We start from the raw sequence: 17,811 nt of genomic DNA, 5'->3' as shown, positions 1-17,811 counted from the left end.
CCGCACTCCTAAACCGATTCATCCCAGTGCTGGGACGGAATTTGGCATCGTTGGCGAGATACGGACTTTACCGGTTAAGAAAACGTTGTCAGAGTTCGGAACCAGCCAACCCGCTCGTGCTCGTCCGTCCCCAGAACGGAGCTGACGCACATGAACCGCCGTACACTCCTCGCCGCCGCCACGGGTGCCCTGCTGCTCTCGGCGTGCACCGGCACCGGAGGAAGCTCGCAGGGCGCCGAAGCCAAAGCCGCCGACGACCCGTCGAAGGTGAGCGGCACCATCACCGTCCTCACCCATCGCACCGACCTCGTGCAGGACGGGACGATGACGAAGTACGCCGCCGAGTTCAACAAGACGTATCCCAAGGTGAAGGTCGAGTTCGACGCCATCACCGACTACGAGGGCGAAGTAAAGATCCGTATGAACACGGAGAACTACGGCGACGTCCTCATGATCCCCGCGGTGATCGAGAAGAAGGACTACCCCAGGTTCTTCGCGGCGCTCGGCACCCAGGCCGAGCGCAGCAAGGAGTACCGCTTCACCGACTACACCGCCGTGGACGGCAAGGTCTACGGGCAGAGCCCGCTCGGCGCGGTCCCCGGCTTCATCTACAACAAGAAGGTCTGGCAGGAGGCCGGAGTCACCGACTGGCCGACCACCCCGGCCGAGTTCCTGGACGACCTGAAGGCGATCAGGTCGAGAACCGACGCGATCCCGTACTACACCAACTTCAAGGACATGTGGCCGCTGACCCAGTGGACGCAGGTCAACGGCTCGGTCAGCTGCGACGAGCAGGCCACCACGAAGCTCGCCGAGGGCGACCCGTGGGCCGAGGGCGCCGATGTGCGCACCGCCGACACCCTGCTGTACGACATCGTCCACGAGGGGCTCGTCGAGAAGGACCCGACGACCACCAACTGGGAGGCCTCCAAGCCCAAGCTGGCCAAGGGGGAGATCGCCACGATGTGGCTCGGATCCTGGGCGGTCATCCAGATGCGGGGCGCGGCGCAGCAGGCCGGCACCGACCCGGACGACATCGGCTTCATGCCCTTCCCCGCCCAGAAGGACGGCACCTTCTGCGCGGTGGCCCAGCCCGACTACAACCAGGCCGTCAACATCCACTCCGAGCACAAGGAGGCGGCCCGCGCCTGGCTCGACTGGTTCACCGACAAGTCCGGCTACGCGGCCGACAACCTCGCCCTGTCCCCGCTCAAGTCCGCCCCGCTGCCCACGATCATGAAGCCGTACGAGGAGACGGGGGTGAAGATCCTCGACCTCGACGACAGCAAGGGCGCCGTGGTGAAGTCCATCGACAACCAGTCCGAGATCGGCATCTACAAGCCCGACTACCGCCAGGACCTCGTCGACCTCGCCCGCGGCGCCACGAAGGGCGACCTGGACGACTTCCTGAACGACCTCGGCAGGAAGTGGACCGAGACCCAGCAGTCCCTGGGGTCCTGATGACGGACACGACCGAGAAGGCGGCCGCCATGGCCCCCGCGGGGGCGGTGGGCGCCGCCCCCGAACCGGCCCCCGCCCCGCGCCCGGCACGTCTGTGGCGCGGGGCCACCCCCTGGCTCTTCCTGCTCGCGCCGCTCGCCCTGCTGATCGTCTTCACCTACGCGCCGATCGCCAACATGGTCGCGTACAGCTTCACCGACTGGGACGGCGTCAGCCCCGAGCTGCACTACACGGGCGCCGAGAACTACGCCGAACTCTTCACCCGATCCGACCTGTTCGAGGTCTTCTGGGTCAGTGGCTACTACCTGGCGGCCTCGGTCTTCCAGATCGTCGCCGCCCTCTACTTCGCCACGATCCTGAGCTTCAACGTCCGCTTCCGGAACTTCTTCAAGGGCGTGCTGTTCTTCCCGTACCTGATCAACGGCGTCGCGATCGGCTTCGTCTTCCTCTACTTCTTCCAGGACGGCGGCACCCTCGACTCCGTGCTGAGCCTGCTGGGCGTGGAGACGGACCGCGCCTGGCTCGGCACACCGGAGTCGGCGAACACCTCCCTCGCCGCCGTCTCCGTCTGGCGCTACCTGGGCCTGAACTTCGTCCTCTTCCTCGGCGCGATCCAGTCGATCCCGGGGGAGCTGTACGAGGCGGCCGAACTGGACGGTGCGAACCGCTGGCACCAGTTCCGCCACATCATCGCGCCCGGCATCAAGCCGGTGCTGTCCCTGACGGTGATCCTGTCGATCTCCGGCTCGCTCTCGGTCTTCGAGATCCCGTACATCATGACCGGCGGGGCGACCGGCACCGAGACCTTCGTGATCCAGACCGTGAAGCTGGCCTTCCAGTTCAACAAGACGGGGCTCGCCTCGGCGGCCGCGGTCGTCCTGCTGCTGATCGTCCTGGTGGTGACCTGGGTGCAGCGCCGTCTCGTCCCCGACGACAAGGTGGACCTCGCATGACCCGGCACGCGCTGGCCCGCACGCTGGTGTACCTCTCCCTGCTCGCCGCGACGGTGGTGGTCCTGTTGCCCCTGGCGGCCGTGGTCCTGACATCGCTCAAGTCCGAGCGGGAGATGGCGAACGACAGCGGAGCCCTGGCCCTCCCCGGCAATCTGCTGAACTTCCACAACTACGCGACGGCGTTCGAGGACGGCCGGATGCTCTCGGCCTTCGCCAACACGGCGGTCATCCTGCTCTTCGCCATCGGCGGCACGGTCCTCATCGGCTCGATGACGGCGTACGCCATCGACCGCTTCACCTTCCGCTTCAAGAAGCTGGTGGTGGCCCTGTTCCTGGTCGCCGCCCTGGTCCCCGGCGTCACCACCCAGGTGGCGACCTTCCAGATCGTCAACAGCTTCGGCATGTTCGACAGCCTCTGGGCGCCCATCGTCCTCTACATGGGCACGGACATCGTCTCGATCTACATCTTCCTGCAGTTCGTCCGCTCGATCCCGACGTCTCTGGACGAGGCGGCCCGCCTGGACGGCGCCAACGCGTTCACGATCTACCGAAAGATCATCTTCCCGCTCCTGAAACCGGCCGTCGCGACCGTGGTGATCGTCAAGGGCATCACCACGTACAACGACTTCTACATCCCGTTCCTCTACATGCCCTCGGAAGATCTTGGCGTGATCTCGACGTCCCTGTTCCGCTTCAAGGGCCCCTTCGGTGCCCACTGGGAAACGATCTCGGCAGGAGCGGTCCTGGTGATCCTGCCGACGCTGATCGCCTTCCTGCTGCTGCAACGATTCATCTACAACGGTTTCACGAAGGGAGCGACCAGGTGAGGCGCCTCTAGGGGCGCGGGGAACTGCGCGACCGGCCAAAGACCACCCGCAGTCGCCGTACGAGAGAGACCTCCTACGGCGACTGGGCGGACAAAGCAGCCACCAAAACCGGCGTGACCTGCTCAACCTGCCAGGCCCGAGCCCCATACCCGGCCAACGCCTCCGCGACGGAGCCCGCGTCGACGACCTTGGGCGGCTCCCAGCAAACCCGCCGCACCGTATCCGGAGTGATCAGATTCTCCTGAGGCATGTTGAGCTGCTCGGCCAACGCCGAGACCGCAGCCCGAGCCGCAGACAGCCGAGCCGCCGCAACAGGGTCCTTGTCGGCCCAGGCCCGCGGCGGCGGAGGCCCCGTCACCGGCTGCCCCGGCGCCGGCAACTGCGCCTCGCTCATGGCCTTCGCACGATCCACCGCGGCCTGCCACTGCTCCAGCTGCCGCCGACCCATCCGATGCCCGAACCCGTTCAGCGCGGCCAGGGCGTGCACGTTCGCCGGCATGGCGAGCGAGGCCTCCACGATCGCCGCGTCGGACAGCACCTTGCCCGGCGACACGTCCCGCTTCTGCGCGATCCGGTCCCGTGTCTGCCACAGCTCCCGCACCACGCCCAGCTGCCGACGCCGCCGCACCTTGTGCATGCCGGACGTCCGACGCCAGGGATCCTTACGCGGTTCAGCCGGCGGCGCGGACGCGATCGCGTCGAACTCCTGCTGCGCCCACTCCAGCTTGCCCTGCCGGTCCAGCTCCTTCTCCAGCGCGTCACGCAGGTCGACGAGCAGCTCGACGTCCAGCGCCGCATACCGCAGCCAGGGCTCGGGCAGCGGGCGGGTCGACCAGTCGACGGCCGAGTGGCCCTTCTCCAGGACGAACCCGAGCACGCCCTCGACCATCGCGCCGAGGCCGACCCGGGGGAACCCGGCGAGCCGCCCGGCCAGCTCGGTGTCGAACAGCCGGCTCGGCACCATGCCTATCTCCCGCAGACAGGGGAGATCCTGCGTGGCCGCGTGCAGCACCCACTCCACACCGGAGAGCGCCGCGCCGAGGCCCGACAGATCGGGGCAGGCGACGGGGTCGATCAGCGCCGACCCCGCCCCCTCGCGGCGCAGCTGCACCAGATACGCGCGCTGGCCGTATCGGTAGCCGGACGCGCGTTCGGCGTCCACGGCGACGGGACCGGAGCCGGCGCTGAACTCGGCGATCACCTCGGCGAGCGCGGCCTCGTCGGCGATCACGGGCGGAATGCCCTCGCGGGGCTCCAGCAAAGGGATCGGCGCCTCCGTAACAGAAGATCCGCCGTCGTCCGGAGGGGCGCCTCCGGTGGTTCGCAGTGAACTGTCTGCTGCGGTGTCTTGGGCGTCGGTCACCTGTCAAGGGTATCCGCAAGGCTGAGCGTCTGACCTGCGCCTTCTGGACACGTTGGCTGTGACCTGCGCAAACGGCTCCCGCCGTGTTCCACGGCCCACCGATGCTTCTCGGCCACGTGGGGGCTGGGGGGTGTTTCGAGAGTCCCGTGCGGTGCCCGCGCCCGCCGCGGCAGCGGCTGGTGTCGCAGCCGGTGCGTGCCCTCGGCGTGCCGGACGAAGGCCCTCGTACTGGACGTACTCGGGCCTTTGGCCGGTGCTGCGAGGGTGCGTGCCAGGCGCCGTGGGTGCTGTGGGGACTTTCGAAACACCCCCTAGCCCTCCGAGGAGGGGGAGGCCGGGCGCAGGGTCGAGAGGAAGGACTGGAAGTCCTCCAGGACGTCCTGGAGCTGGCTCGTCCTCGCGGTCAGGGCGATCTCGATCTCGGCGCGTTCGCCGCGCTGCCGCTCGCTCTCCAGCACCAGGAGGAACTGGCTCTGCGCGAGCTCCATCGGCTGCCCGTTGACGGTGGCCTGGATGCGCAGGTTCTGCACGATCCCCGGGGCGTCGATGAGGCCCGGCGCGGGCGAGGTGCCCACCTCGGTGCGCTTGACGACCTCGACGGCGCCGACGTTCTCGCGCAGCCGCCGCACCGATTCCTCGGCGAGGCCGTGCAGGCTCGACGAGCCGTCGAGGCGGTGGCCGGTGACGGTGATGTTCGGCACGAAGCCCTGGCCCCGGGAGGCCATGTGCAGGGCGACGAAGGCGGCGTGCGGGGCGCCGACCTCCTCCGGGGGCGCCGACTGCCAGCCTTGCGGGAGCTCGATTTCGAGCGGGACCGGAAGTGTGCCCGGCATGGTGGATCAACTCCTTGCGGTACGGGTTGCGACGGTACGGGAAGCGAGGGGGACGTGGACGGAGCGGAGAGGGGACGGTGGGGCGCCCCCGGCTGGGTTCCCCGTGGCGGTCAGTCGAACCAGTCCCCGACCGCGTCGACCGCGTCGCCGGCCGCGTCGGTGATCTTGCCCGGGTCGAGCTCGATCTGGCCGCCGAGCTTGCCGCCCACGCCGAGGCCGACGCCCAGGTCGCCGCCGATGACGATCTTGCCGTCCTTCATGCCGGCGTCGAAGTGGGCCTCGGCGCCGGCCCCGGCCCACGCCTCCGCCGTGCCGCCGACGCCGACACCGGCGACGGAGGCGTGTCCCTCGGCGGTGGCCTTGGCGCCGGCGAAGGCCTCGCCGCCGACGTGGACGCCGTCCGTGCCGATGGAGCCCTTGACGCCGGCCTCGGCGCCCACGTACGCCTCACCCTTGCCGGAGGCCTCGAACAGACCGAACCCGTACTTGCCCTCGGCGGTGGCCTGGGCGAGATAGGCCTTGCCGGACGCCTGTGCGGTGGCGTTCCCGTCCACGAGTCCCACCCCGGCGGAGGCGTCGACACCGAGGAGGCTGACGCCGGCCTTGCCGGAGACCTCGCCGCCCGCGAACTCACCGCGGCCCTTGGCCTCGGCGCCCCACACCTTGGCATCGGCGGTGACGGACGGGCCGGCCACGGTGACGCCCGGACCCTTGCCCTCGCGCAGGGCCTCGCGCTCCGCCTGCGTCATGTTCTTGTGGTCGCCCCAGGTCCTGATGGTCCGTGGGTCGCGTGCCCGTTCCAGCTCGAAGAGTTGCTTGGACGTCGCGCCTGTGTCGTCCTGCGCCGCTTCGGAGGCCCAGAAGAGCCAGTCGGGCGCGTTGTCACCCTCGCCGCCCTGCGCCTTGAACTTCTTGGCCGCCGCGTCGCCCTCCGCCTCGACATGGGCGCGCGCCGACGCCAGCAGTTGCTCGCCGCCGCTCTCGTCGCCTCCGTCGTGCAGCCGGATGGCCTCTTCCGCCTGCCCCTGGGCCCACGCGAGGGCCCTGGCGTAGTCCCGCAGCGCTGCTGCGGCCGCGCCGAGCGAGTCCGAGCCGCGGTACCACTTCTGCTTCTGGCCCGAGAAGTCCTCCCAGAAGGCGTCGCTGGCCTGGCCGTGCCAGCTGGGAATGCGGACGGAGTCGAGCTCGTCCCCGATGCCGTCGAGGGTCTTCGCATGGCCGTCGAGCTTGTCCGCGTCGTCCGTGAGCTTAGAAGGGTTGCCCGGGATCAGTTCGCGCGGGTTCCGGGTGGACCCGAGTTGTGCCGCCATCGCTTCCCCGTCAGTAGCCCGGGCCGGCGACCGCGGGCCCGGTGAATCGGTCCTGGGACTCCCGCTCGGAGCGCTCGTAGGACGCGGCGTTCTCGTCCAGCTTGGCCGACGAGGTCTCCCCGTCCTCCTTCATCGGGCTCTTGATGGCCTCCATCCAGGTGGCCATCAGCTGTCCGAACTCCTTGGCCGCGTCGCCGTGGCCGAAGTCACCGCTGGAGTCCCCGAGTTCGTCGAGCTTCACCTTGTCGCTCCGGCCCACGGAGTCCTTGATCTTCTTGGCAGCCGACCGCAACTCGGACGGCTCGACATCGAACTGGCCCATCCGCTCCCCCCTCTACGTCCGAGAGGGTGCGAACGCACGTCCGCACCCTGGTTGTTGAGAACGTGAAAGAGGGTCTCCCAAAGGCAAAGACGCAGCGACACCGGCCCCGGACCTCACATGATTCCTACCGGGAAGCTTCATAGCGCGACCGCATCGTGCGCCTCGAAACGGCTGCGCTACGGCGCCTGCGGAGGACGGGCGGGCGACAGGGATCCCAAGTGGCCTGCGGCGTCGACGAGATACTCAAGGGGCTCGTCGAACGTCTCACCGCTCAGCCTGGTCCGCGAACGCGAGGTGATCAGCTGACCGTCGTGGAGCCGGAGCGGCAGCTCCAAGGCCCGAGGGTCGGAGGTGAGGAACTCCGCCAGGCCGCCGAGCACTACCGGCCGGGCGCGCTCCTCGTCGCGGGAGACGATGTGGAAGTCCTTGTCGAGCCGGGGGATGCCCACCTCCATGGCCCTTCCCCGATAGAAGGTGTCGAACCAGCCGTCGCGGTAGATCCGCAGGTCCGGAACGTCCACGCCCAGGTTCAGGGCCCAGACGGAGTGGACGACGACCTGCGTCGTCTCCGAGTCGACGTCCTTGTTGTAATAGCGGTACTCGAACGCGCGGAAGCCGAATCCGCGGTAAGTGCCGCTGACCACGTTGTCCCCCGTGACGTTGCTGGCCTTGTCCGGGAGCGGCTCGGCCCCCTCGTAGGCGTCGACGAGGCTCGGCACGCCCTCCTCGTAGGTCCACCCGCGGCTCTCGGCGAACGACTGGAGCCGGGCGTACCCCTCCTGTTCCGCACGCTTCTTGCGGGCCCTGCGCCGGACCGCCCACACCGCGAGCGCCGCGACGCCGCTCCACCACACCAGGATCAGGACTGCTTCCGCTCCACTCATGGTGTCAGCATCCCCCGCGGCCCCGGTGTGGGCCCGACCCCCCGGCGCTCCATCACAATCCGCACCTCGCGGTCACACATTTCCCCCGCGCCCGCCGGAACGGCTCGGCGGGCGCGGCCTGCTCCGGCTCAGGAGGCGGTCTCGTCGACCTTGATGTCGTAGCGGATCGTGCTGCCCTCGACGGAGGTGACCTTGACGGTGACGCCGAAGCTGGTGCCGTCGGTCGCGGTGAGCTTGCAGCGCAGCGAGGTGCCGACCTTGCCGGCGAGGTCCTCGGGGCAGGTGACGTCCGGCTTCGGCTGGCCCGTCTGCGCGGCGAGCTTCTCCGCCACCGAGTTCGCCACCTCGTCCTTGGCCAGCTTGGCCTCCGACGAGCAGCCCACCAGCAGCGCGGCGCAGGCCGCTGCGGCGAGGCTCCACGAGGCCAAGGACGAGTAGGACTTGGGCATGACGGCTCCGTTCGAGGCGGGAGGAAGACGACGGCCGGAAGATGACGCTCGTCAGTGCGACTGTCTATCAGCCCCCGTCGCCCACCCGGCGGATCTTCACATCCTCCCGCTCCGGCCCGCGAGTGATCTTCACCTGCGTCCGCCCCGGACGGGCCGTTCCCGGGGTCGTACATGGACAGCGCCCGCCGACGGAACGTTCCGTCGGCGGGCGCCTGAAGGTCGTGAACCAGTCGGCCCAGTACAGGATCCGGTCCACGACAGGTGGGGGACGCGGGCGGGACCGGAGGCCGATCCCGTGCACGTCAGTGGGTGGTCGAGGTCAGGGAAGCGGTCGGGGCCGGTGGATGACCGGCGTCAGTGGATGATGCCGGTCCGCAGGGCCACGGCGACCATGCCGGCGCGGTCACCGGTGCCGAGCTTGCGGGCGATGCGGGCGAGGTGGCTCTTGACGGTCAGGGCGGACAGGCCCATCGAGACGCCGATCGCCTTGTTCGACTGGCCCTCCGCCACCAGCCGCAGCACCTCGACCTCACGGCCGGACAGTTCGCGGTAGCCGCCCGGGTGGCTCGGGGCACCCGGGTGGCGACGATGCATACGGGCGGCGGCGGCGCCGATGGGAGCGGCACCGGGTCGGATGGGGAGCCCGACGTTGGTGCGGGTGCCGGTGACGACGTAACCCTTCACGCCACCGGCGAGAGCGTTGCGTACGGCACCGATGTCGTCGGCGGCGGACAGGGCCAGGCCGTTCGGCCAGCCCGCGGCGCGGGTCTCCGACAGGAGGGTCAGGCCGGAGCCGTCGGGCAGATGGACGTCGGCGACACAGATGTCGCGGGGGTTGCCGATGCGGGGACGAGCCTCCGCGATGGACGAGGCCTCGATGACGTCACGCACACCGAGCGCCCAGAGATGCCGGGTGACGGTGGAGCGGACGCGGGGATCGGCCACGACCACCATGGCGGTCGGCTTGTTCGGGCGGTAGGCGACCAGGCTTGCGGGCTGCTCGAGGAGAACGGACACCAGGCCTCCTGGGTGCGGGGACGGCTTTCAAGGTCACAGTCGTCTTCGGCACCAAACCTCTGGCCCTTTAGGGAAAGATCACGATTTAGTGAGTAACAATCGGGGCAATTCGGACGCGTGGTCGATCGTTCGGCGAGCAAAACGGTTCGATCATGGACGGATTCCTGACCGAAAGTGGCCGTATCGACAAAGTGACGGTCAAGTCGCCGTCACTGGTGTCACGTCGTCGACAGTCGTGAGCAGGGCTCAGCGGGACTGCGGGTCGCGGCGCTGCGGCAGCGTCACCACCGAGGCGTCCCCCGGTCCCGCCGGCGGCAGCCCCGCGACCTGGGCGAGCAGATCGCACCAGGACGCCAGATGGGCCGCGGTGTCCGGCACGCCGCCCAGGCCCTCGCGCGGGGTCCAGGAGGCCCGGATCTCGATCTGCGAGGCCGCCGGGCGCTCGGCGAGGCCACCGAAGTAGTGGGAGCTCGCGCGCGTCACGGTGCCGCTCGGCTCGCCGTACGCCAGCCCGCGCGCCTGCAGCGCCCCGGTCAGCCAGGACCAGCACACGTCGGGCAGCAGCGGGTCGACGGCCATCTCCGGCTCCAGCTCCGCCCGCACCAGGGTCACCAGCCGGAAGGAGCCCCGCCAGGCGTCGTGGCCCGCCGGATCGTGCAGCAGCACCAGACGGCCGTCGGCCAGGTCCTGGTCGCCGTCGACGACGGCCGCCTCCAGCGCGTACGCGTACGGGGCCAGCCGCTGGGGCGCCTTGGTCTGCTCGACCTCGATCTGCGGCCGCAGCCGACTGCCGCGCAGGGCGTCGACCGCCGCGCGGAACGCCGGCGGAGCCGTACTCTTCGCGTCGCGGTCCGCCTCCCCGGTGCCCTTCGCGTCGTCCATCCCGCCAGTACCGTCCGACAGTCGTTCCTGAGCCGCAGCCATGCCGGGAAGATTAAGGGGAACGGGGGCTTCGTGCAGGGAGGGACACCCGGACAACACGGCGACCCCGGCGCCGGGCCGGATGCGGCCGTGCGAGACTTGCCCCCGTGAGTGCCAACCAGACGCCGCCGACAGCCACGTACGACTCCGCTTTCCTCAAGGCGTGCAGGCGCGAACCCGTGCCGCACACGCCGGTGTGGTTCATGCGGCAGGCCGGGCGCTCCCTGCCGGAGTACCGCAAGGTGCGCGAGGGCATTCCGATGCTCGAGTCCTGCATGCGGCCCGAGCTGGTCACCGAGATCACCCTCCAGCCCGTGCGCAGGCACGACGTGGACGCGGCGATCTACTTCAGCGACATCGTCGTCCCCCTCAAGGCCATCGGCATCGACCTCGACATCAAGCCCGGCGTCGGCCCGGTCGTCGAGAACCCGATCCGCACCCGCGCCGACCTCGCCCGGTTGCGCGACCTGACCCCCGAGGACGTCTCCTACGTCACCGAGGCCATCGGCCTGCTCACCCGCGAGCTCGGCGCCACCCCGCTCATCGGTTTCGCCGGCGCGCCTTTCACCCTCGCGAGTTACCTCGTCGAGGGCGGCCCGTCCCGCACGTACGAGAACGCCAAGGCGATGATGTACGGCGACCCGGAGCTCTGGGCCGACCTGCTCGACCGTCTCGCGGACATCACGGCCGCCTTCCTCAAGGTGCAGATCGAGGCCGGCGCCTCCGCGGTCCAGCTCTTCGACTCCTGGGTGGGCTCGCTCGCCCCGGCCGACTACCGGCGCTCGGTGATGCCGGCCTCCGCGAAGGTCTTCGAGGCCGTCGCCGGCTACGGCGTCCCGCGCATCCACTTCGGCGTCGGCACCGGCGAGCTGCTGAACCTCATGGGCGAGGCCGGCGCGGACGTCGTCGGCGTCGACTGGCGCGTCCCGCTCGACGAGGCCGCCCGCCGCGTCGGCCCCGGCAAGGCGCTCCAGGGCAACCTCGACCCGACCGTCCTGTTCGCCACCCCCGAGGCGGTCGAGGCCAAGACCCGTGAGGTCCTCGACGCGGCGGCGGGCCTGGAGGGCCACGTCTTCAACCTCGGCCACGGCGTCATGCCGTCCACCGACCCGGACGCGCTGACCCGGCTCGTCGAGTACGTCCACACGCGGACGGCTCGCTGACGACGCTCACCACGTGTGGGGCCGCGCCCTCCTGCCGAACAGCAGACCGCGCGGCTCCGGTGGCGGCGGCGTCCCCGGCTTCAGCGGCCAGGCCAGCGCCATCCCGGCCAGGAAGCCCACGATGTGCGCCGCGTACGCCACGGTGCCCGCGTCGGAGACGCCCTCGCCGTTCGAGTACACCGCCTGCAGCACGAACCAGAAGCCCAGCACCAGCCAGGCCGGCAGCCGCAGCGGCAGGAAGACCAGGAACGGGACGAGCACCCACACCCTGGCCCTCGGATACAGCACGAGATAGGCGCCCAGCACGCCGGCGATGGCCCCGGACGCGCCGATCAGCGGGTCGGCCGAGTCGTCGTTGAGGAACGCGAAGCCGTACGACGCCGCGTAGCCGCAGACGACGTAGAAGAGGAAGTACCGCACATGGCCCATGCGGTCCTCGATGTTGTTGCCGAAGATCAGCAGGAACAGCATGTTGCCCAGCAGATGCAGCCAACCGCCGTGCAGGAACAGGGCGGTGAGGACCGACAGCGCCGGGGACTTGTCGTAGTCCGGCGGGCCGACCACACAGCCGGGGCCGTTCGGTCCGACGGCGACGTCGCCGGTGGGGACCACGCCGGGCAGCTGGTCGTGGACCAACTCCCTCGGCACCGCCGCGTAGTGGTCCAGGAACGCGTGCAGATGGCACGTCTGGGCCAGGCTGCTCTCACCGGCCACGGAGCCGGCTATGCCGGGCGTGGACAGGAAGACGAGGACGTTCGCGGCGATCAGCGCGTATGTCACCCAGGGCGTGCGGCGCACCGGGTTCACGTCATGGACGGGGATGACCACGAGGTTCTTCTGCCCTGGATACGTCCGGCGAATCGGTGAACGGCGCCGTCCGGGTGTGCGTATCTCCTCTCAACCGCCCGCGGCACGGGGAAGGCGGGTCGCGGGGTCTACGTGAGGAACAGGCGATGAACGACCGAGTTACTCCTGCGATGCACGCGTTGCCCGACGGGGAGGCCGAGATCTCCGTGGTGGTGCGGCTGCCTTGGGAAGACGTGGCCCGGCTGGGCCAGGAGGCCGGACGGCTCGCTTCGCAGATGCAGCGGCCGGTGACGCTGGACGAGGCCGTGAGTCACCGGTTGCGCTCCGCGCGAAGTGCTGCGCATGCGAAGCCGGCAGGGGAGCAGCCCGCTGCCGCGATGCCGCCGAGTGTGAGTGCGTCGGTGTCTTCGTTGCCCTCTCGGCCGCCCGCCGAGCAGGCTCGGCAGGCCATTGAGAGGATCAACGGATCCGCCTAGTCGCCGTGGGGGTGTGGGTGGCTCGGCGGGTGCGGGTGCGTTGCGGCTGGTCGCGCAGTTCGCCGCGCCCCTGGGCGGTACCCCGCGCCGCCTACTGGGAAGTCCCGGCGTTCACCGCCTTTGACGCCTTGCGGGCTGCCACCAGTACCGGGTCCCAGACCGGGGAGAACGGTGGGGCGTAGCCCAGGTCCAGGGACGTCATCTGTTCCACCGTCATGCCTGCTGCCAGGGCCACCGCTGCGATGTCGACGCGCTTTCCCGCGCCCTCCCTGCCCACGATCTGTACGCCCAGCAGGCGGCCCGTGCGGCGTTCGGCGAGCATCTTGACCGTCATGGTGGAGGCGTTGGGGTAGTAGCCCGCGCGGCTCGTGGACTCGATGGTGGCTGTGACGTACTGGAGGCCGGCCCGGCGGGCGTCCTTCTCGCGGAGGCCCGTGCGGGCGATCTCCAGGTCGCAGACCTTGCTGACGGCGGTACCGACGACGCCGGGGAACGTGGCGTAGCCGCCGGCGGCGTTCGTGCCGATGACCTGGCCGTGTTTGTTGGCGTGGGTGCCGAGGGCGATGTGGCGTTCCCGGCCGGAGACCAGGTCGAGGACCTCCACGCAGTCGCCGCCCGCCCAGATGTTCTCGTGGCCGCGCACCCGCATGGCCAGGTCGGTCAGCAGGCCGCCGTGGTCGCCGAGGGGGAGGCCGGCCGCGCGGGCGAGGGTCGTCTCCGGGCGGACGCCGATGCCCAGGACGACGACGTCCGCGGGGTACTCGGCGTCCTCCGTGGCCACCGCCCTGACCCGGCCGTCCTCGCCGGTGAGGACCTTGGTGACCTCGGCGTCGTCGACCATGGTGATGCCCAGGCCCTCCATGGCCTCGTGCACCAGGCGGCCCATGTCGGGGTCGAGCGTGGACATGGGCTCGCTGCCCCGGTTGACGACCGTGACCTCGTAGCCGCGGTTGATGAGCGCCTCGGCCATCTCCACGCCGATGTAGCCGGCGCCGACCACGACCGCGCGACGGCCACGCGTGCGGGTCAGCGTGTCGATGAGGGCCTGACCGTCGTCGAGCGTCTGCACACCGTGGACGTCGGGGGCGTCGGCGCCCGGCATGTCGGGGCGGATCGGGCGGGCGCCGGTCGCGATCACGAGTTTGTCGTACGACGTCCAGTACTCGTCGCCGGACTCGACGTCACGCGCGCGTACCCGGGCGCCGGCCACGTCGATCTCCACGACCTCCGTCCGCATGCGCAGGTCGATGTCCCGCGCGCGGTGCTCCTCGGCCGTACGGGCGATCAGCTGGTCGCGGTCGGTGACGTCGCCGCCCACCCAGTACGGGATGCCGCAGGCCGAGAAGGAGGTGAAGTGGCCGCGTTCGAACGCCACGATCTCCAGCTCGGCGGCGCCTTTGAGGCGCCGCGCCTGCGACGCCGCGGACATCCCCGCGGCGTCCCCTCCGATCACGACCAGTCGTTCCCGCGTACCCGGCACACCCCTCGCAGCGCTCATGTTCATGCGAACACGCTACGAGTGCCCCGCATTTCAGTCCTGCTCACCGCTCTGTTCGTCGCCCGCGCGCGTGGGGCGCGGTGCCGGGCGGGCCGTCGGCAGCGGACCCAGGGCGGTCGTCACCGGCGTGGGCTCCGGGCGGCGCGGCAGCCGGGGCCGCACGACCTTCAGCCACAGCAGCACGATCAGCGCGGCCACCGCCGCGAACGGCAGCACGGCGCCGATCACGACCGCGAGCCAGCGCAGCATCGTCACGAACGCGTCCCAGCCGCCCGCGAGCGCGTCCAGGAAACCGGGGTCGTCGTCCTTCGCCACCGCCTTCTTCACCGGCGTCTCCGACAGGGAGAGGGTGATCGTGGCCAGGCTGGTGCGGTCCTTCAGGGACGCCTGCTGGGCCAGCAGCGACTCCAGGTCGGCCTGGCGGGAGCTCAGCTCGCCCTCCAGCGTCACCACGTCGCTGAGCCTGGTCGCCTGGTCCATCAGCTCACGGATCCGGGCGACGCTGGCCCGCTGCGACTTGATGCGGCTCTCCACATCCACGACCTGGTCGGTGACGTCCTGTGCCTTGGCGCTGCGCTCGATCAGCTTGCCCGCGCCCTCCAGGTCCGCGAGGACCTCGGCGTACCGGTCGACGGGCACGCGCAGGACGACACGGGTCTGCTCGTGGCCCTCCTCGTCGCGGGTGGTGGTCTCGTTGCCGACGTAGCCTCCCGCGTTCTCGGCCGTGGTGCGGGCCTCGTCGAGGGCCTTAGGTACGTCCTTGACCTGCACGGTCAGGGAGGCGGTGCGGATGATGTGGCTCGCGGTGGCCTTGGGCGGCGTGGTCGCCTTGCCGGCGCCGGGACCACTGCCCGGGGCGCCCTCCTGCGTCCCCGCCCGCGAGTCCGCCTGCGCGCCGTCTCCGGCGGCGGCCTTGCTGCCGGCCGCCCCCGAGTCGTCCGAGGCGCTGCAACCGGTGAGCGCGAGAGCCGCGGCGAGAAGGACTCCGGCCAGGGCCTGGACCGGACGCACGGATCGTGCGGAGCCTACGGATCGTGCCGATGGTGCGGAACGTCGTGTGCGCATGTGGGCGTACCCCCGATGGTCGTCGTGGCGACTGATGCTTCTTCGACGCAGGGGCCCGGCGGAACGTTGGCGGTGACCGGTCCCGATGCGGTCACGGTCAGGACTCGTGGAGGACACCGGGGCGCGCAGGGATTGTCAGTGGGGTCTGAGAGGCTGTCGACATGCGCGAAGTGGAGAGTCGTACGGGTGCGGGGCGGGTCGTCGTCATCGGGGGCGGGATCGCGGGACTCGCCGCGGCCCACCGGCTGCTGGACGCCGGCCGGCAGGTGACCGTCCTCGAGGCGTCGGACCGGGTCGGCGGCAAGCTGCTGCCGGGCCGGATCGCGGGCGTCCGCGTGGACTTCGGCGCCGAGTCGATGCTGGCCCGCCGCCCCGAGGCCGTCGCCCTGGCCCGGGAGGTGGGGCTCGACGAGCGCCTCCAGCCGCCCGCCACCGCCACCGCCTCGATCTGGACCCGCGGTGCCCTGCGCCCCATGCCCAAGGGGCATGTGATGGGCGTCCCCGGCACCGCGTCCGCCCTCTCCGGCGTCCTGTCCGACGAGGGCCTGGCGCGCATCGAGCGCGACGCCGACCTGCCCCGCACCGAGGTCGGGGACGACGTGGCGGTCGGGGAGTACGTGGCGGCACGTCTCGGCCGCGAGGTCGTCGACCGGCTGGTCGAGCCCCTGCTGGGCGGCGTGTACGCGGGCGACGCGTACCGCATCTCGATGCGCTCGGCCGTCCCGCAGCTCTACCAGGCCGCGCGGACGCACGACTCCCTCACCGAGGCGGTCCGCGAGATCCAGGCCAAGGCCGCGGCCAACCAGCAGACCGGGCCGGTGTTCATGGGCATCGAGGGCGGCGTGGGCCAACTCCCGCTCGCCGTCGCCGAGTCGGTGCGCGCGCGGGGCGGCGAGATCGTCACCGGGGCGCCCGTGACCGAGCTGCGGCGCGTGGAGCCCACGGGGTGGCGCGTCGTCGCCGGTGACCGGGTGCTGCGGGCCGACGCCGTGGTCGTCGCCGTCCCCGCCCCGGCCGCCGCCGCCCTCCTGCGCGCCGAGGCCCCCGAGGCGGCCACCGAGCTGGACGGCGTCGAGTACGCCTCGATGGCCCTGGTCACCCTCGCCTACCGCCGCACCGACACCGGCCTCCCGGCGGGCAGCGGCTTCCTCGTGCCGCCGGTGGACGGGCGCACCATCAAGGCGTCCACGTTCGCCTCCCAGAAGTGGGGCTGGATCGCCGACGAGGACCCGGACGTGATCGTCCTGCGCACCTCCGTCGGGCGGTACGGCGAGACGGAGATCCTGGAGCGGGACGACGCCCACCTCGTCGACGTCTCCCGGCACGACCTGAAGGCGGCGACCGGCCTCGACGCCACCCCGCTCGAAACCCGCGTCACCCGCTGGACCGACGGCCTGCCCCAGTACCCGGTCGGCCACCACGCGCGCGTGGCCCGCGTCCGCGAGCACGTCGCCAAGGTCCCGGGCCTCGCCGTCTGCGGCGCCCAGTACGACGGCGTGGGCATCCCGGCGTGCATCGCGAGCGCCTACGCGGCCGCCGACCAGCTCGAAGGCGATCTGCGCGGTGTGGAGGAGCTCACCGCCCACCCGGTGCAGAGTCTGCACGGCGGAGCGGGAGAATAAGGGCATGAGTGACGACGCCCCCACCACCGAGTCCGGCAGGATCCCGAACAAGGGCAAGCTGGCCAAGGACCTCAACGAGGTCATCCGCTACACCCTCTGGTCCGTCTTCAAGCTGAAGGACGTGCTCCCCGAGGACCGCGCGGGCTACGCCGACGAGGTCCAGGAGCTCTTCGACCAGCTCGCCGCCAAGGACGTGACGATCCGCGGCACCTACGACGTGTCCGGGCTGCGCGCCGACGCCGATCTCATGATCTGGTGGCACGCCGAGACCGCCGACCAGCTCCAGGAGGCGTACAACCTCTTCCGCCGCACCAAGCTGGGCCGCGCGCTGGAGCCCGTCTGGTCGAACATGGCACTGCACCGGCCCGCCGAGTTCAACCGCTCGCACATCCCGGCGTTCCTCGCCGACGAGACGCCGCGGAACTACGTCAGCGTGTACCCGTTCGTGCGCTCCTACGACTGGTACCTGCTGCCCGACGAGGACCGCCGCCGCATGCTCGCCGACCACGGCAAGATGGCCCGCGGCTACCCGGACGTCCGCGCCAACACGGTCGCCTCGTTCTCGCTGGGCGACTACGAGTGGCTGCTGGCCTTCGAGGCCGACGAGCTGTACCGCATCGTCGACCTCATGCGCCACCTGCGGGCCTCCGAGGCCCGGATGCACGTCCGCGAAGAGGTGCCGTTCTTCACGGGCCGCCGCAAGTCCGTCGCCGACCTGGTCGCCGGACTCGCCTGACGACGCGACGTGAGGCCGGACGGGGTGGGCCCGCCGTTCGGTGGCACCCGGCGCCGGTCGGCCGTGGCCACCAACGCCGGGATGCCTGATCGGTGCGGGAGCCG

The 17,811-nt window shown here is 70.7% G+C and carries 18 protein-coding genes; 7 read left to right on the top strand and 11 right to left on the bottom strand.

All coding sequences use genetic code 11. The features are described from left to right. The first annotated feature begins 150 nt into the window (after window positions 1-150). Genes ACFZBP_RS04770 through ACFZBP_RS04760 form a run of 3 tightly spaced genes read left to right on the top strand, consistent with a single transcriptional unit; the run spans window position 151 to window position 3,241 of the window. A complete protein-coding gene (locus tag ACFZBP_RS04770) occupies window positions 151-1,461 on the top strand; it encodes an ABC transporter substrate-binding protein (protein ID WP_383445848.1) in 1,311 nt (436 codons plus the stop codon). Beyond that, the gene (locus ACFZBP_RS04765; protein ID WP_391409933.1) at window positions 1,461-2,414 is read left to right on the top strand and encodes an ABC transporter permease subunit; all 954 of its coding nucleotides are present in this window, start codon (window positions 1,461-1,463) and stop codon (window positions 2,412-2,414) included. Before ACFZBP_RS04770 ends, ACFZBP_RS04765 begins: the two co-directional genes overlap by 1 nt. Continuing rightward, complete coding sequence (locus ACFZBP_RS04760; protein ID WP_383445856.1) at window positions 2,411-3,241, top strand: carbohydrate ABC transporter permease; 831 nt, start codon at window positions 2,411-2,413, stop codon at window positions 3,239-3,241. The genes ACFZBP_RS04765 and ACFZBP_RS04760 overlap by 4 nt, the downstream gene beginning before the upstream one ends. 73 nt (window positions 3,242-3,314) lie before the next feature. Here ACFZBP_RS04760 and ACFZBP_RS04755 read toward each other — a convergent pair whose 3' ends face one another. The 8 genes from ACFZBP_RS04755 to ACFZBP_RS04720 form a co-directional block, all read right to left on the bottom strand. Next, window positions 3,315-4,604: an HRDC domain-containing protein gene (locus ACFZBP_RS04755; RefSeq protein WP_383445859.1), complete on the bottom strand. Its 1,290-nt coding sequence runs from the start codon at window positions 4,602-4,604 to the stop codon at window positions 3,315-3,317. A 311-nt stretch (window positions 4,605-4,915) separates the two neighbouring features. After that, window positions 4,916-5,437 carry a hypothetical protein gene (locus ACFZBP_RS04750; RefSeq protein WP_391409930.1) on the bottom strand — a complete coding sequence of 174 codons (522 nt, stop codon included), beginning with the start codon at window positions 5,435-5,437 and terminating at the stop codon, window positions 4,916-4,918. Window positions 5,438-5,547: 110 nt separating this feature from the next. Continuing rightward, window positions 5,548-6,747 (bottom strand): putative T7SS-secreted protein, encoded by a 1,200-nt coding sequence (locus tag ACFZBP_RS04745; protein ID WP_391409928.1) that lies wholly within the window; start codon window positions 6,745-6,747, stop codon window positions 5,548-5,550. A 10-nt stretch (window positions 6,748-6,757) separates the two neighbouring features. Then, the gene (locus ACFZBP_RS04740) at window positions 6,758-7,069 is read right to left on the bottom strand and encodes a WXG100 family type VII secretion target (RefSeq protein WP_391409926.1); all 312 of its coding nucleotides are present in this window, start codon (window positions 7,067-7,069) and stop codon (window positions 6,758-6,760) included. Between the two features lie 176 nt (window positions 7,070-7,245). Then, a complete protein-coding gene (locus ACFZBP_RS04735; RefSeq protein WP_391409924.1) occupies window positions 7,246-7,953 on the bottom strand; it encodes a hypothetical protein in 708 nt (235 codons plus the stop codon). Between the two features lie 128 nt (window positions 7,954-8,081). Beyond that, entirely contained in the window at window positions 8,082-8,402 is a 321-nt protein-coding gene (locus ACFZBP_RS04730) for a DUF4333 domain-containing protein (RefSeq protein WP_383445874.1), read from the bottom strand. A gap of 354 nt (window positions 8,403-8,756) precedes the next feature. Further along, a complete protein-coding gene (locus ACFZBP_RS04725; protein ID WP_391409922.1) occupies window positions 8,757-9,419 on the bottom strand; it encodes a LuxR C-terminal-related transcriptional regulator in 663 nt (220 codons plus the stop codon). 246 nt (window positions 9,420-9,665) lie between these two features. After that, window positions 9,666-10,343 (bottom strand): DUF3000 domain-containing protein, encoded by a 678-nt coding sequence (locus ACFZBP_RS04720; protein ID WP_383445877.1) that lies wholly within the window; start codon window positions 10,341-10,343, stop codon window positions 9,666-9,668. Between the two features lie 104 nt (window positions 10,344-10,447). On the opposite strand from ACFZBP_RS04720, the gene hemE reads away from it, so the two are divergent. Continuing rightward, window positions 10,448-11,503 (top strand): uroporphyrinogen decarboxylase, encoded by a 1,056-nt coding sequence (gene hemE, locus ACFZBP_RS04715; RefSeq protein ID WP_391409919.1) that lies wholly within the window; start codon window positions 10,448-10,450, stop codon window positions 11,501-11,503. A 6-nt stretch (window positions 11,504-11,509) separates the two neighbouring features. Here hemE and ACFZBP_RS04710 read toward each other — a convergent pair whose 3' ends face one another. Further along, the gene (locus tag ACFZBP_RS04710; RefSeq protein WP_383445884.1) at window positions 11,510-12,331 is read right to left on the bottom strand and encodes a rhomboid family intramembrane serine protease; all 822 of its coding nucleotides are present in this window, start codon (window positions 12,329-12,331) and stop codon (window positions 11,510-11,512) included. A 125-nt stretch (window positions 12,332-12,456) separates the two neighbouring features. Here ACFZBP_RS04710 and ACFZBP_RS04705 point away from each other — a divergent pair, with 125 nt between their 5' ends. Further along, a complete protein-coding gene (locus ACFZBP_RS04705; protein WP_383445887.1) occupies window positions 12,457-12,786 on the top strand; it encodes a hypothetical protein in 330 nt (109 codons plus the stop codon). Between the two features lie 91 nt (window positions 12,787-12,877). Here the strand turns inward: ACFZBP_RS04705 and ACFZBP_RS04700 are convergent, their stop codons facing one another. Both ACFZBP_RS04700 and ACFZBP_RS04695 read right to left on the bottom strand, forming a co-directional pair. Then, the gene (locus ACFZBP_RS04700; protein WP_391409916.1) at window positions 12,878-14,290 is read right to left on the bottom strand and encodes an FAD-dependent oxidoreductase; all 1,413 of its coding nucleotides are present in this window, start codon (window positions 14,288-14,290) and stop codon (window positions 12,878-12,880) included. Between the two features lie 27 nt (window positions 14,291-14,317). Next, window positions 14,318-15,349, bottom strand: coding sequence for a DUF4349 domain-containing protein (locus tag ACFZBP_RS04695; protein ID WP_391409914.1), 1,032 nt, complete (start codon window positions 15,347-15,349; stop codon window positions 14,318-14,320). Between the two features lie 161 nt (window positions 15,350-15,510). Here ACFZBP_RS04695 and hemG point away from each other — a divergent pair, with 161 nt between their 5' ends. Both hemG and hemQ read left to right on the top strand, forming a co-directional pair. Further along, on the top strand, window positions 15,511-16,971 hold the full coding sequence (gene hemG / locus ACFZBP_RS04690; RefSeq protein ID WP_391409912.1) for a protoporphyrinogen oxidase: 1,461 nt from the start codon (window positions 15,511-15,513) through the stop codon (window positions 16,969-16,971). A 4-nt stretch (window positions 16,972-16,975) separates the two neighbouring features. Then, complete coding sequence (gene hemQ, locus ACFZBP_RS04685; RefSeq protein ID WP_383445899.1) at window positions 16,976-17,707, top strand: hydrogen peroxide-dependent heme synthase; 732 nt, start codon at window positions 16,976-16,978, stop codon at window positions 17,705-17,707. The last annotated feature ends 104 nt before the right edge of the window (window positions 17,708-17,811 follow it).

This window comes from Streptomyces sp. NPDC008086 (assembly GCF_042957325.1).
Taxonomy (GTDB): Bacteria; Actinomycetota; Actinomycetes; order Streptomycetales; family Streptomycetaceae; genus Streptomyces.
The sequence above is the reverse complement of the archived record's forward strand: the minus strand, read 5'-3'. Positions and strand labels throughout refer to the sequence as shown.